The sequence below is a fragment of the Candidatus Zixiibacteriota bacterium genome, assembly GCA_040752595.1.
Classification (GTDB): domain Bacteria; phylum Zixibacteria; class MSB-5A5; order WJJR01; family WJJR01; genus JACQFV01.
In genome coordinates this window covers 23,558-36,968 of the sequence record JBFMGX010000001.1, presented here as the reverse complement: position 1 = coordinate 36,968, position 13,411 = coordinate 23,558, and the positions used below count along the sequence as shown (strand labels likewise).

Sequence of the window (13,411 nt, the reverse complement as noted above, 5' to 3'; positions counted from 1 at the left end):
CATAAGTTTCAGGCTTTCGTTTATGCGCCTCGACCATAACCCGTTGCATAGCCGAGGATTGCGCGGGCAATCCCCGAGCAGAAGTCCGTTTTCTGCGCAAAGGAATTTCTGGGACACGACACTAGCACTTTCCGCAGCTTGCACGGCATTACGTCTGCGGTTTGAACAGACCGACCGTCACGCCATTGGGATCGGCGAAAAGCGCGAAGCTGCCGATACCAGGGATTGGCGATGGAGGGTGGATCGTCTTCCCGCCGAGCGCAGTTGCCTTGTCCAGGTACTTCTGCAGGTCGTCGACCTGAATGTAGATCAGAATCGACGGCTGCTGACCCGGCATCAGCGGGCCGACGCCGCCGCCGATGCTATTGTCGCCTGTCTTGGCCACGAGACCATAGTCCTGACCCTCCCACATCGAGATTTCCCACTCAAACAGCTTGGCATAGAACGCGCGCGCCTTGGCGGCGTCGGCGCCGCAGATTTCGAAATGAACGACGGGTTGTGCCATGCCCGAACCTCCGCGAGTTAGGTAGTGTCTCGCAGTTTCTCCATGTTCGTCAGCCGTCCGGTGACCTGCCGCCGCAAACGGATGTGCGTCAGTTCCGGATCGGACTCGAAGCCGTAACCGCGCATGACGTCGCTGCCCTTCGTGATGACTACATATCCATCGGTGCTGATCGTCCTCTTGTTGTCGTTCCAAGCGAGACGATCGGTTTCGAGCGTGCGCCCATCATCGGTCGTGATCTTCACGTCGCCAAAGACCTCGAGGAAACGCGCCTTCTCCCGGACGAGGGCGGAATCGGCTACCAGGATGGAGGTGTGCTTCCCCTGCTCGTCGTAGAAGTCGACCGACAGACTGTATCCCCACGCCGAATCCTGCTCCGCATAGCTGACGATTTTCCCGCTGGTGATTCGTGTCGTCACCACCGGACCGGTCAGAAAGACCGTCGTGGCATTGGTGGCCTCGGACGACGGGAATGACTGCGCCGCCGGCGGCACGGCGGGTTCATGGCGTCCGCAGGAGACGAGGAGCGCGGCCACTGTCAGGCAGAGAATCCCATTGTCGCCCCTACGGGTCATTGTTCATCCCCTGTGATGGGTGATTCTGGAGGAAGAGCACGACAATCAGACCGCCCCCGAGGATAGGACATCGTGCATGTGCAGAATGCCGGCGGGATGCCCCTTCGCATCGATAACAAACAGCACGGTGATTCGATTCTCTTCCATCCGCGCCAAAGCACCGACCGCCAGTTCCGTGGCGGCAACCGTCTTCGGCCCAGGGGTCATGACCTGGGCCGCCGTGAGTGACATCAAATCACCGCCGGTTTCGACGCGTCGGCGCAGGTCGCCATCGGTGAAGATCCCGACCAGTCGCCCGCTGTCATCGACAACCCCGGTCGCGCCCAGACGTTTGCGTGTCATCTCGACCAAGACGTCTTTGAACGGTGCCTCTTGGTTCACCAGTGGGATGGCGTCGCCCGTGTGCATCAGGTCGGCGACCGTGAGCAGCAGCCGTCGGCCCAAGGCACCGCGTGGGTGCAGACGGGCAAACTGCTCGGGCGTGAAACCACGCTCGGAGAGAACCGCCACCGCCAGCGCATCGCCCAAGGCCAGGGCAGCGGTCGTTGAGCAGGTCGGAACCAGATCGTGTGGTTCAGCTTCCCCCACGACGGCAGCATCGAGGACGACGTCGGCACGACGCGCCAGGTCGCCCTCGCTGTTGCCGGTGATCAGAACAATCGGAACCGCCAACCGCTTGAAGGCGGGGAGCAAGTCGCCGATCTCATCGGACACTCCCGATCGTGAGATGGCGATGACGACATCGCCGGTGCCGACGACACCGAGATCGCCATGGCCCGCTTCAATCGGATGGAGAAAGAACGCCGGCGTGCCGGTGGAGGACAGTGTGGCGGCGATCTTCTGCCCGATCAGCCCGGACTTCCCCATTCCCGTGACGATCACCCGGCCGGTCGCATGCAAGAGCAACTCCACCGCGACGGCAAACCGGGCATCGAGCCGCTCCACCAGTGCCCCCACCGCTTCGGCTTCGCGGCGAATCACGTCGCGTGCGATCCCCAGGCGACGTTCCCGCGCTGCGTCCGACACAGTGACAGCCGGGTCGGCTGAGACTGGTGCCGCATTGGTGAAGGAGATAGGTATCGATCTTGTCATCGCCTTCTCCCCGCCAACAGCGACCGACGAGGGGACATCCGCGCCGCCAACAGCGCATCGATCGCCTCGCGCACGATCCCCCGTCCACCGGGCATCGTCCCGACCCACCGTGCCAGACGCAGAATCTCCGGATGCGCATCGGGCGGCGCCAGAGTCAGAAGGCCGCGACGCCGGAAGATCTCCCGATCGGGGAGATCATCGCCGATGAACAGGCAATCGGAATCGGATAGCCGGTACTTGTGAAGGAGCCCCTCGTAGACGGCCACCTTGTCGCGCACGCCTTGGAAAACGTCAGAGATGCGCAGGTACTCCGCGCGATGCCGCGTTGAGCCGTCCTCGTTGCCGGTGATGATCGCCATCTTGATTCCGGCACGGTGCGCCATGAAGACGCCGACGCCATCAGGCACCCAGAAGCGCTTGATCCGCTCGCCGCGCTCGGTCAAATAGACGTAGTTGTCGGTCAATACACCGTCAAAATCGAAGATCAGCATTTGTATCTTCTGCAAACGGGCTCGTGGGGGGCGCCTGTGACTACGCATGAGTTACCGCCTCAAAGAGCCGGTCCAGCTCGGCCAGCGGCCACTGCGTATCGCGGTCGCTCAACGCCGTCGCCGGATCGGGATGCACCTCGCAGAACACGGCGTCCACGCCGACGGCGACCGCCGCCCGTAACAACGGCAAAAGAAACTCGCGACGACCGCCACTCCGACCGCCGGCCGAACCGGGCGTCTGGAGCGAGTGGGACGCGTCGTAGCAAACCGGGAATCCCAGCCCACGCATGATCGGCAGGGAGCGAAAATCGACGACGAGATCATTGTACCCGTGGGTGCTGCCGCGTTCCGTCAGGATCACGCGGTCGTTGCCGGCGCGGACCGCCTTGTCGGCGATGTGACCCATGTCGGCGGGAGCGAGAAACTGACCCTTCTTGATATTGATCGGCTTGCCGGTTTCGGCCGCCGCCACCACCAAATCGGTCTGGCGACAAAGGAAGGCGGGAATCTGCAACAAATCGACCACGTTTGCAGCCGCGTGGGCCTCGAACGCCGTGTGCACATCGGTCGTGAGCGGCAGGCCCGTGGCAGCGCGCACGCGTTCGAGAATCGCCAGCCCCTCATCGAGACCGGGGCCGCTGTACGAGTCGCCGCGCATCCGATTCGCCTTCATGTACGATGACTTGAAGACGATGGCGTGGCCGTCGCGTTGCGACGCCTCGGCGAGCCCTTCAGCCACGCGCACCGCCATCTCTTCGGATTCCAGCACGCAGGGGCCGAGGATCCACAGCAACCGACCGTCGCCGACAGTGTGCGGGCCGACGGGGAAGTGTCGAACGACTGGTGAAGGGAATCCCGTATTCACATCGATCTCCGTGCGGTCGGACCCCGCGACCACAGAGTATACACAATCATGTCAACTGGGTTACCGGTAAACAAGGGGCTTAAGCCCCTTGTCTTGGATTCGCAACGGGCAGAGCACCCACGGGTGTCGGCGAGAGACGAACCTATGCCGCTCCGGCGCTGTGGCCGTGAACGACGGTGTGCGGCTCCCGCGACTGGCGGAACTTGACCGCCGCCGCCACAAAGTCACGGAACAATGGATGGGGAGCGGTCGGTCGCGACTTTAGCTCGGGATGGAACTGCACACCGATAAACCAGGGATGGTCGGGAATTTCGATGATTTCCACGAGTGTGTCATCGGGCGACAGGCCGGCGGGGACCATTCCCGCCGAGAAGATCTGGTCGCGATACTGGTTGTTGAACTCATAGCGGTGGCGGTGTCGTTCGGAAATCTGGGCCGTGCCATAGGCGCGATGCGTCTTGGTCCCCTCCGTCAACACGCAGGGGTAGGCGCCGAGACGCATCGTTCCGCCCATGTTGGTGACTTCGCGTTGCTCGGAGAGAAGGGTGATCACCGGATGAGCTGCTTCGCGGTTGAACTCGGTCGATTGGGCGTCGTCCAACCCGCAGACGCTGCGCGCCAGCTCGATGACGGCGCACTGCATCCCCAGGCAGATGCCGAAGAACGGTATCCCCTGCTGACGCACGAAGCGAATTGCCTCGATCTTCCCCTCGACGCCGCGCTCGCCGAAGCCGCCGGGAATTAACAGCCCGTCGATGTTGTCGAGGAACGGTTCCGCCCCCTGCTTCTTGATATTCTCCGAGGAAACCCATTCCAAGTCGACGTGGGCATCGTTGGCAACTCCGGCGTGCACGAACGCCTCGATGATCGATTTGTAGGCATCTTTCAGCGTCACATACTTGCCGCAGATCGCGATGCGCACCCGTCGGCCGGGGTTCTTGATCCGGTCGACCATCGCCCGCCAATCCTCCAAGTCCGGCGGCGGCGCCTCCAATGCGAGGAAGCGACAGGCCAGATCATCGACGCCTTGGGCATGAAAGCGCAGCGGTACTTCATACACGGAATCGACGTCGATGGCCGAGAAGACGGAGCTCGCCGGCATGTTGCAGAACAGGCCGATCTTGGCGCGAATCTCCTCGGACAGCTCGGCGGCGGTGCGGCACAAGAGCATGTGGGGCTGGATGCCGATCTCCCGCAGGGCCTTGACCGAGTGCTGCGTGGGCTTGGTCTTGGGCTCGCCGGCGGTTTCGATATAGGGCACCAACGTCAGATGGATGTACAGCGTGCTGTTGGGCGGATCTTCCAGCCCCATCTGGCGGATCGCTTCAAGAAAAGGCTGCGACTCGATGTCGCCGACCGTGCCGCCGATTTCCGTGATCACGACGTCGAGCGGACCATTGCGCTTTTCCATGCGCCGGATGCGCGACTTGATCTCGTTGGTCACATGCGGGATCACCTGTACGGTGGCGCCGAGGTAGTCGCCGCGCCGCTCGCGGGAGATGATCGTCTCATACACCTGCCCGGTCGTGACGTTGCTCTGACTGGTCAGACTCTCACCGAGAAACCGCTCGTAGTGACCGAGATCCAGATCGGTCTCGGCGCCGTCATCGAGGACGAACACCTCGCCGTGCTGAAAGGGGTTCATCGTCCCGGGATCAACATTGAGATATGGATCAAACTTCTGCAGGCCGACGCGCAACCCCCGCCGCTTCAGCAAGAGCCCCAGAGACGCCGCCGCGATCCCCTTCCCCAGCGACGACACGACGCCGCCGGTCACGAAGACGTGTTTGGTGTGGGGCACTCCGAGTGCGTCCATATCCCTATCCCTCCCCTACGAGGTCATCGGCATCCCTGTCCATTCGATTGCGAATGACTATTGGCTCCGCCGGCCCGGCCGGAGACGCCTCGCGAGCGCGCGGGCATCGGCCGGGGTGTCGATTCCATATGTCGCGACGCGACTGCGGGCCACCGCGATCGGGACATCATGCTCCAGGAGCCGCAACTGCTCCAACTTCTCCTGTTTCTCCAATGGCGTCTGCGGCCACCCGGCGAATTCCAATAGGGTGCGTCGGGCAAAGCCATAGACGCCGACATGCAACCAGAAGGGCGCCTTTCCGGTCGAATCGTGCGGGATCGGTGCCCGCGAAAAGTACAACGCGCGTCCGCTGCGGGAAACAACAACTTTGACGCGGTTCGGATTTCGTGCCTCCACCGGCGGAAGCGGTCGGACCAGCGTGGCCACGGAGCAGGAATCGTCCCGCTCCAGCGCCGCCACCAACAGATCGATCGGACGGCCGTTGGGAAGCCACTCGTCGCCCTGCCAGTTGACGACCCAAGCAACGCGTTCGTTGGCCACCGCTTGGGCGACACGGTCGGAGCCGCTCTTGAGCCCGCGCGACGTCATGACGACGCCGGCACCCGCGGCCGCGGCGGCAACGGCAATCCGTTGGTCGTCGGTGGCAACGATCCACCGTGTCACTCGACGTGACCGCCGACAACCGCGCACGACCCACGTGATGAGCGGCCGCCCGGCGATTGACGCCAGCATCTTGCCGGGAAAACGAGTCGCCCCCCAACGCGCGGGGATGACGCCGATGATGTCATCGGGGCCGATGGCGCGAGCGGAATTCACGGTATGATCGTTTCAGAGTGAGACAATGGCGGGCAGAGCCCGCCCTACAGATCTGTTACCCGATCACCTTGGGAACCCGGAAGAAGCCGTCGGCAGCATCGGGAGCCCCGGACAGTGCCTGATCGACCGGGAGACTCGGAGAGACCTCGTCGGAACGCAGCGCCTCTGCCGACTTGATCAAAGGGAGCACCGGCTCGGGATCGACATCACCCAAATCGAGCCCGGACAATTGCGCCACGTAGGCGCTGATCTGCCCCAGCTCCCGTCCGAAGCGGGCGATCTCTTCCTCGGTCAACTCCAGACGCGCCAGACGCGCCACGTATGCCACATCTTCCGCTGTGATTGCCATCTGCTCCAGACCCCAAAAGTCGGAGTCTCCCTTTCCCGTGCACCATCAATAGCCGTGCGTGCATCTCCTGTCAATCACCATTTCTGGACCCGGAATCGATCGTTGCGACCGGGGCGCCACTGGGGTCGAGGAACGCAGCTCCTTCGTCATCCCGAACGAAGTGAGGGATCTGCTTTGTTGAACCACCGGAAACAGCAGATCCCTCGCTTCGCTCGGGATGACAGATGCGGGTTCATGTTCACCCCATGCAACACATGACGATGGCGCTTGTGTCGTGGACCCGCAGTTGCGTTGATTGCCGGGTGCACCCGCTTCGGCGAGATGGAGGAACCGATGAGGACATCTGAAATCCAAGCACTCCTGGCGCAGACCGATCTGGATGGGTGGCTTTTGTATGACGCGCACGGTTTGAATCCGATCGCCCGGCAGGTGGTCGGACTTAAGCGGATGGTCACCCGCCGCTGGTTCGTCTTCATTCCCCGGGAGGGCGAGCCGGAGGCCGTCATTCACATAATGGAACAGCCCGCCTTTGCCGATCTTCGGGCGCATCGCCATACCTACCTGTCGTGGCAGGAGTTGGATCAGGCACTGCGCCGGATCGTGCGTGGGCGGCGCGTCGCCATGGAGTATTCTCCCGACAATGCGATTCCCTATGTCGCCCGGGTTGATGCCGGGACGATTGAGAAGGTGCGCGCCCTCGGCGTGGACATCGTCTCCTCGGCTGATCTGGTGGCGACGATGCTCGCTTGTTGGTCGCCGGCGAAGATCGCGCTTCACCGCCGGGCCGCCGACGCGCTGATCGAAATCAAGGATGCGGCCTTCCGCCTGATCACCGATCAGATCTCGGCGCACAGGACGCTGCACGAGTACGACGTCGTCCAGTTCATTCGGGAGGAGTTTGCACGCCGCGGGATGATCAACGACGGGGAGGGGCCGATCTGCGCGGTGGACGCCAACGCCGGCGATCCACATTACGAACCGGGTCCCCAAGGCAGCGCCTCAATCGGTCCGGACCAGCTTGTCCTGCTCGATCTGTGGGCGAAGCACGATACCCCGGATGGCGTCTACGCCGACATCACCTGGACGGGATACACGGGCAGGACGATTCCGGCCCGAATCGATTCGGTGTTCCAAGTTGTGGCCCGTTCCCGCGACCGGGGCGTGGAATTCCTGGCGAAGAAGATGGAGGGCGGGAGCACCGTCTGCGGCTACGAGGTCGATGAGGCGGTCAGGACCGTGATCGTGGAGGCGGGATACGGTGACCGGTTCATTCACCGCACCGGGCACTCGCTGGGCGCCAATGTGCACGACGTCGGACCGAACATCGACAACCTGGAGACACAAGACCGTCGTCGCCTGCAGGACGGCGTCGCCTTCACGATTGAACCGGGGATCTACCTGCCTGAATTCGGGATTCGTTCAGAGATCAACGTATTGATCGAGCGGGGCCGTCCCGTGGTCACAACCCTCCCGTTGCAACGTGCCGTCACCCCACTTCTCTGAACGGGCGATGGACATCCCGGCAACGACAATTGAGAGCTGGGAGGCGCGCTACGGCACCCCGGTTCGGTGGACTCACATCCAGCCGGTCACACCCGATAACTACGCGATCATCAGAGGGAGTCAGAGGGACGGGCGGGCGCACGACATCACGCTGTACATCGCGGCCGATGGCCGGATCGCCGTAATCGCAAAGCCTGTCTACCCGCCCGGCATGTTCCGCGCACCCTCAGGGGGGCTGACTCCCGGTGAATCACTCGAAGCGGGGGCATCGCGCGAGGCATACGAGGAGACGGGACTCCGCATTCGCCTCGCCTCCTACCTGCTTCGTGTCGATGTCACATTCGTGGAAGACACCCGCAGGATTGACTGGTGCACGCATGTGTTCTCGGCCTCGGCCATCGACCAAAAGATCGCACCGGTCGATCACCATGAGATTCGTGAAGCCCGTTGGGCCTTGCCATCGGAGTTTGCCGCCTTCGGACGTATGATGCGGCTGACATCACACGGCGGACTGCACTACCGCGCCGCCCTCCACGAGCAGGTGGCGGCGGTCCATCCCCTATTCCTCCAGTATCAATCCGCCAATCCCTGAACGCCAAGGCGGCATCGGGGACGTTGTCCGTTTGCCACATCTTGTAGGCCGGTCACCACTTCCCACTCGTCCTCGTTTGTCGAGACGGTCGGCTCGCACATAAACCGACACTCGAAGCAGATCACGTATCCCATTATCCCTTAGTTGCTTACTGGCATGGAGTGATGGCTGACTGACCCTCCAAGTTGCCCGGCACTTCCATTGCATCCCCTGGCTGTGGGTTCGCGCAGGCGGACCCGCAGACGAGGGCGGGGCGATGAAAGTCCGTTATGTCCTGACAATGGAAGAGCTCCTGGTTCACGGTGAGCGCATCGAGAGTCTGACCCTCGATTGGGAGGACGAAGCGACTCAGGATGAGGTGATGGATTTCTCGCAGAAGTGGATCACCTCGCGCAACTTCCTGACGTCGCGGATGAACGGATTGAGCGAGGTCGGGGAGTCATCGCTGACCATTGAACCGATCGGTCAGCAATGCACCTGACCCAGCAGTCGTCAGAACACGGTGGCGCATCGTGACAACCCTGTTGACGACCATCATCGGAGCCATCCAGCAGTTCATCGCCGGTCTGTCCGGACGATGGATCGAGATGAATGTCTGGATCGAGAGCCGCTATGGCGCGCCGGTCAAGTGGGGAATCTGGATCCTGATAGCCTTCGGCGTGCTCATACTGCTGGGCCGGGCCGCGAAGGCGGCTGTCAACCTGACGTTCTATGTCATCCTGCCGTCGGCGATCCTGACGGTTCTGTTGCTCGTGTTGATGCCCTGTTGGTCGCCGATGAAGACCTTCCCCATTCTCATGGGTGTCACCATGTTCATGCTGATCTCGCGTTCGCGATGAAAGCGGGGGCGCAATGCACAAGCGGCATCGTCATCATCGATCCTGTCCGCGCTGCCAGCGCAAACTGATCTGCCAACATGGACTCTGGGTCTGCATGCGCTGTCTGCTGATCTGGCGGGGCGACACGTTTGAACCGTTGACGCCCGACAGTCTCGGCGTGTCATCGATGTACGACTACTTCTTCCGGTCGTGACAGCGGCACGGCACGAGGCAAGTCAGTCCCCGGTCGGGACGACTGTGGCGGCCTCGATCATCAGGACAACCGTGCGCTGCAACGCTCGTGTCCGATGCCGGACGCCATGGGGCACAAGCAACCCCTCCCGCGTACCGAGTTCCACTGTCCGCCCCTCCAAATCCAATAGCAGACTGCCCTCAAGGACGAAGAAGAACTTGTCCTCGCGGTCGTGTTTGTGCCAGTGGAATTCTCCCTGAAAGACGCCCAGCCGCACGACACTGTCATTCACCTGGCAGAGTGATTGATTCCACCATTGCGTCGTGCACTCACCGGCAAGCCGCCCGACTTCCACGAGTTCCAGCGGCGCATACTTGATGTCGGAGTGAATGTCGTAGTTCACCGACCCTCCTGTGTGTGAGACCAAGATCGTCAGTCCTATCTCACAGAAGCAATGACGCCGCCGCCGAGGAGTCGGTCGGAATCGGGATCATAGACGACGGCCGATTGCCCCGGCGTGATGGCGCGCTGGGGCGCATCAAAGACAATCTCGAAGCTCTCGGGGCCGTCCGGTATCACCAGCGCGGGTGCGGCCTGGTGCCGATAGCGTATCTGCACCCGGGCGCGAAACGTCTCCTTAGGCGGCTCCATCAACCAGTTCACCCTGGTGACGAGGCAGCGGTGACAGAACAGATCGGCATCGTCGCCAATGGTCACGGCACCGGTCTCGGCATCGATGGCCGTGATGTATTGCGGCCGCCCGGTCGCAATCCCCAACCCTTTGCGCTGGCCGATGGTCAGCCGTTCGAATCCGTCATGCCGACCGATGGCGATGCCTTGGGCGTTGAGCACGGGACCGGGTGTCGATGCGACACCGTCGCGATCGGCACACTCGGCGAGGAATCGATCCAAGTCATTGTCGGTGACGAAGCAGATGTCGCGACTCTCGGGACGCTCGGCGTTGACGAGGCCGTGCCGGCGGGCGATCTCGCGAACTTGAATCTTCGTCAGCCGACCCAGCGGGAAGATGGTGCGCGTCAGAAACTCGCGCGGCACGCCCCACAGAAAGTACGACTGGTCACGTGTCGCATCGATCCCCCGGTGCAGGGCGATGTCGCCACCCGCGCATTGCTCCAGGCGCGCATAGTGACCGGTGGCGATGGCGTCGCATCCGTAGGCGACCGCCTTCTCCCAGAGCGCCGGCCACTTGATCTGCGTGTTGCAGACCGCGCAGGGATTGGGGGTCCGTCCGCGACGGTATTCGGACACGAAATCGGCCATCACGGTCTCCGCGAATCGCCGCGACAAATCGACCGTGTAGTGCGGGAAGTCAAACTTGGCCGCGATCGCCCGGCAGTCGGCAAACGATTCGACCGTGCAACACCGACCATCGCGCGCGCGATCTCCGCCCACCGCTTCGTAATCCCAGAGCTTCATCGTGATGCCGACGACGTCACAGCCGGCGGCCGCCAGCAGGACGGCCGCGACCGATGAATCGACACCCCCCGACATGGCCGCCGCCACGCGGCGACCTCTCCAGCGGGAGTCGATGATCGATGCGAAACCACTCAACATGCTCTACGCATTTCCAAGAGGGGGCGGCACGATCCCTCACCCGCTCGGACCGGAGGTCCGAGCGACCTCTCCCGGAGGGAGAGGTTATCTGTCGCCGTCGCCCTGCCAGACAGGGAGCAGGGTCTTCCCCTCTCCCTTCTGGGGAGAGGGTTGGGTGAGGGGCTCTGTCGTCAGAACATGGCACATCATATTCAGACTCGTACTCTCACCACGCCGTACAATCAGAGCCCGCCACGTGGCAGCGTCCGCATCCGCTCGACTTCGGCAGCGACGGCATCGGCGATGATGGCAGCATGTTCTGTGCGACTGCCTCGTCCGAATGAGAAACGAATCGATCCATGGGCGTAATGCGGCACAATGCCCAGCGCTTGGAGCACATGCGACGGCTCACGAACGCCCGAGGTACATGCCGAGCCGGTTGAGACGCAGAGTCCCCGCAGATCCAGCGCAATCATCAGGTCGGTTCCGTCCACGCCGCCGAAGCCGACCGCCACGGTGTTGGGAAGTCGGCTATCGGGATCACCGAAGAGCTCAATGTCGGTGACTTTCTCACCCAGCAACCGTTGAAATTCCGCCGCAATCGCCGCGACGCGTCTGGGTTCGTCGGGGTCTTCATGCAAGAGCTTCATCGCGACGGCGGTTCCTGCCGCACCGGGGACATTCTCGGTGCCGGGACGACGGCCCATTTCCTGGCCACCGCCATGCAGGATCGGAGCCAACCGAATGCCCTGCCGGACATAGAGCAGCCCGATACCCTTCGGTCCATAGAACTTGTGGGAAGACAGGGAGAGTAGATCGACTCCCAGCTTGTCCACGTCCACGGGGATCTTCCCCAATGCCTGGACCGCGTCGGTATGAAAGACCACGCCGCGCTCGTGGGCCAACCGTGCCAACAGTGACACCGGCTGGATCGTCCCGATCTCGTTGTTGGCCAGCATGACCGACGCAACCTGCGTATCCGTCCGCAACGATCGTGCGAATTCCTCCGGATCAACCCGCCCCAACCGGTCCGTCGGCAGCACGGTGACTTCAAGACCGGCGCGGCGCGTCCACGCCGCCGTCTCGGTGATCGCATGGTGCTCGGTGGCGACGGTCACCCAGTGCCTGCCGCGCGCATCCGGCGCGTGGAGGGAGCCGAGAATCGCGAGGTTGTCGGCCTCGCTCCCGGAGCCGGTGAAGACAATCTCGGAGGGCTTCGCCCCAATGAACGAGGCGATCTGGGCACGGGAGTCGTCCAGCCGTACGCGGGCACGTTGCCCCAGCCGGTGCGCCGACGAGGCGTTCGCGAAATCCTCCACGGCGACCTGGCGCACGATGTCAGCCACGCGGGGGTCGGTCGGTGTCGTGCTGTTATAGTCGCAGTAGATTGCGTGCATGGTGTGTATGTCGCTCTCTTGCTCCCGACTGTCAGGTTGACAGAGAACCTGTCATGCGACGGCGACGCGCGGAGTACAGTTGTGCCGCCTCCACAAACGCACGGAAGAGCCGCACGGTGGCATCATCATCGGGGCGCACTTCTGGATGCCATTGGACGCCGACAACGAACCGATCACCGACCTCCTCGACCGCCTCGATGACGCCGTCCTCCGGGGCGTGCGCGGTCACAACGAGACCGCGTCCCGGCGACTTGATGGCCTGATGATGGCTGGTGGCCACGGCGACCCGTGCCGCCTTCAGGACAGATTGCAGGCGACACCCCGGCGCGACGTCCACGGCATGTGTCTGCACATACAGCCCGCTGCCGCCGCGGGAATGATCGCGCGGCGACTGTGGGTATTGCTCGCCCAGATCCTGATAGAGCGTCCCACCCCGGGCCACGTTGAGAACCTGAATCCCGCGACAGACTCCCAGTATCGGCAGGCCGAGTGAATCGGCCGCCGCGATCGCCGCCAATTCAACCCGATCTCGTTCCGGATTGATGGTCAGATTGTCCACTTCGGCATGTTCACCGAAGTGCTCCGGCGCCACGTCCTCACCACCGGTGAGAAACAGCCCATCAACGTGATCGAGCACGGAAGCGACCTGCGCCGTCGGGCATTCATTGGAGATCCCGATGGGAACACCGCCGGCCGCGGCAATCGCCGCCCCGAAGGCACTGGGAAGCCATTCATACGCGTACGGCGTCGGGTCACGACGTCCTTCATTATACGACTGTCCCCGCAAGGTCAGGCAGATGAGTGGCGGCTTATCCACAAGCCATTCCCTCCAAGCCGCGTTCGGCGCG

The 13,411-nt window shown here is 62.8% G+C and carries 16 protein-coding genes; 4 read left to right on the top strand and 12 right to left on the bottom strand.

Annotation, left to right across the window (positions count from 1 at the left end; genetic code table 11):
* Positions 1–148: 148 nt before the first annotated feature.
* From AB1792_00175 to gatC, 8 genes are all read right to left on the bottom strand, one after another.
* The gene (locus tag AB1792_00175; GenBank protein ID MEW5700637.1) at positions 149–505 is read right to left on the bottom strand and encodes a VOC family protein; all 357 of its coding nucleotides are present in this window, start codon (positions 503–505) and stop codon (positions 149–151) included.
* Positions 506–522: 17 nt separating this feature from the next.
* Positions 523–1,077: an LPS export ABC transporter periplasmic protein LptC gene (gene lptC, locus AB1792_00170; GenBank protein ID MEW5700636.1), complete on the bottom strand. Its 555-nt coding sequence runs from the start codon at positions 1,075–1,077 to the stop codon at positions 523–525.
* 45 nt (positions 1,078–1,122) lie between these two features.
* Positions 1,123–2,169, bottom strand: a complete 1,047-nt coding sequence (locus tag AB1792_00165; protein MEW5700635.1) for a KpsF/GutQ family sugar-phosphate isomerase — start codon at positions 2,167–2,169, stop codon at positions 1,123–1,125.
* Complete coding sequence (locus AB1792_00160; GenBank protein ID MEW5700634.1) at positions 2,166–2,675, bottom strand: 3-deoxy-D-manno-octulosonate 8-phosphate phosphatase; 510 nt, start codon at positions 2,673–2,675, stop codon at positions 2,166–2,168. Before AB1792_00160 ends, AB1792_00165 begins: the two co-directional genes overlap by 4 nt.
* Positions 2,676–2,700: 25 nt before the next feature.
* The gene (gene kdsA, locus AB1792_00155; protein ID MEW5700633.1) at positions 2,701–3,525 is read right to left on the bottom strand and encodes a 3-deoxy-8-phosphooctulonate synthase; all 825 of its coding nucleotides are present in this window, start codon (positions 3,523–3,525) and stop codon (positions 2,701–2,703) included.
* A gap of 142 nt (positions 3,526–3,667) precedes the next feature.
* Complete coding sequence (locus AB1792_00150) at positions 3,668–5,341, bottom strand: CTP synthase (GenBank protein ID MEW5700632.1); 1,674 nt, start codon at positions 5,339–5,341, stop codon at positions 3,668–3,670.
* Positions 5,342–5,398: 57 nt separating this feature from the next.
* A complete protein-coding gene (locus AB1792_00145; GenBank protein MEW5700631.1) occupies positions 5,399–6,157 on the bottom strand; it encodes a 3-deoxy-manno-octulosonate cytidylyltransferase in 759 nt (252 codons plus the stop codon).
* 55 nt (positions 6,158–6,212) lie between these two features.
* Positions 6,213–6,506 carry an Asp-tRNA(Asn)/Glu-tRNA(Gln) amidotransferase subunit GatC gene (gene gatC, locus AB1792_00140; protein MEW5700630.1) on the bottom strand — a complete coding sequence of 98 codons (294 nt, stop codon included), beginning with the start codon at positions 6,504–6,506 and terminating at the stop codon, positions 6,213–6,215.
* A gap of 333 nt (positions 6,507–6,839) precedes the next feature.
* On the opposite strand from gatC, the gene AB1792_00135 reads away from it, so the two are divergent.
* The 4 genes from AB1792_00135 to AB1792_00120 all read left to right on the top strand — a co-directional run bounded on the left by AB1792_00135 (position 6,840) and on the right by AB1792_00120 (position 9,440).
* Complete coding sequence (locus AB1792_00135) at positions 6,840–8,009, top strand: M24 family metallopeptidase (GenBank protein MEW5700629.1); 1,170 nt, start codon at positions 6,840–6,842, stop codon at positions 8,007–8,009.
* Positions 8,010–8,016: 7 nt separating this feature from the next.
* Positions 8,017–8,601, top strand: coding sequence for an NUDIX hydrolase (locus AB1792_00130; protein MEW5700628.1), 585 nt, complete (start codon positions 8,017–8,019; stop codon positions 8,599–8,601).
* Between the two features lie 256 nt (positions 8,602–8,857).
* A complete protein-coding gene (locus AB1792_00125) occupies positions 8,858–9,082 on the top strand; it encodes a hypothetical protein (protein MEW5700627.1) in 225 nt (74 codons plus the stop codon).
* Positions 9,083–9,113: 31 nt separating this feature from the next.
* Positions 9,114–9,440 (top strand): hypothetical protein, encoded by a 327-nt coding sequence (locus AB1792_00120; protein MEW5700626.1) that lies wholly within the window; start codon positions 9,114–9,116, stop codon positions 9,438–9,440.
* Positions 9,441–9,655: 215 nt separating this feature from the next.
* Here AB1792_00120 and AB1792_00115 read toward each other — a convergent pair whose 3' ends face one another.
* The 4 genes from AB1792_00115 to AB1792_00100 form a co-directional block, all read right to left on the bottom strand.
* The gene (locus tag AB1792_00115; protein ID MEW5700625.1) at positions 9,656–10,015 is read right to left on the bottom strand and encodes a cupin domain-containing protein; all 360 of its coding nucleotides are present in this window, start codon (positions 10,013–10,015) and stop codon (positions 9,656–9,658) included.
* A 35-nt stretch (positions 10,016–10,050) separates the two neighbouring features.
* Positions 10,051–11,187 (bottom strand): tRNA 2-thiouridine(34) synthase MnmA, encoded by a 1,137-nt coding sequence (gene mnmA, locus AB1792_00110; protein MEW5700624.1) that lies wholly within the window; start codon positions 11,185–11,187, stop codon positions 10,051–10,053.
* Between the two features lie 221 nt (positions 11,188–11,408).
* Entirely contained in the window at positions 11,409–12,563 is a 1,155-nt protein-coding gene (locus tag AB1792_00105; protein MEW5700623.1) for a cysteine desulfurase family protein, read from the bottom strand.
* 31 nt (positions 12,564–12,594) lie between these two features.
* Positions 12,595–13,380, bottom strand: a complete 786-nt coding sequence (locus AB1792_00100) for a gamma-glutamyl-gamma-aminobutyrate hydrolase family protein (protein MEW5700622.1) — start codon at positions 13,378–13,380, stop codon at positions 12,595–12,597.
* Between the last annotated feature and the right edge of the window lie 31 nt (positions 13,381–13,411).

Bases quoted from the DNA above. Each gene is read 5' to 3' on its own strand.
- AB1792_00175 (MEW5700637.1), bottom strand. From the start codon at position 505: ATGGCACAACCCGTCGTTCATTTCGAAATCTGCGGCGCCGACGCCGCC.
- lptC (MEW5700636.1), bottom strand. From the start codon at position 1,077: ATGACCCGTAGGGGCGACAATGGGATTCTCTGCCTGACAGTGGCCGCG.
- AB1792_00165 (MEW5700635.1), bottom strand. From the start codon at position 2,169: ATGACAAGATCGATACCTATCTCCTTCACCAATGCGGCACCAGTCTCA.
- AB1792_00150 (MEW5700632.1), bottom strand. From the start codon at position 5,341: ATGGACGCACTCGGAGTGCCCCACACCAAACACGTCTTCGTGACCGGC.
- gatC (MEW5700630.1), bottom strand. From the start codon at position 6,506: ATGGCAATCACAGCGGAAGATGTGGCATACGTGGCGCGTCTGGCGCGT.
- AB1792_00135 (MEW5700629.1), top strand. From the start codon at position 6,840: ATGAGGACATCTGAAATCCAAGCACTCCTGGCGCAGACCGATCTGGAT.
- AB1792_00130 (MEW5700628.1), top strand. From the start codon at position 8,017: ATGGACATCCCGGCAACGACAATTGAGAGCTGGGAGGCGCGCTACGGC.
- AB1792_00125 (MEW5700627.1), top strand. From the start codon at position 8,858: ATGAAAGTCCGTTATGTCCTGACAATGGAAGAGCTCCTGGTTCACGGT.
- mnmA (MEW5700624.1), bottom strand. From the start codon at position 11,187: ATGTTGAGTGGTTTCGCATCGATCATCGACTCCCGCTGGAGAGGTCGC.
- AB1792_00105 (MEW5700623.1), bottom strand. From the start codon at position 12,563: ATGCACGCAATCTACTGCGACTATAACAGCACGACACCGACCGACCCC.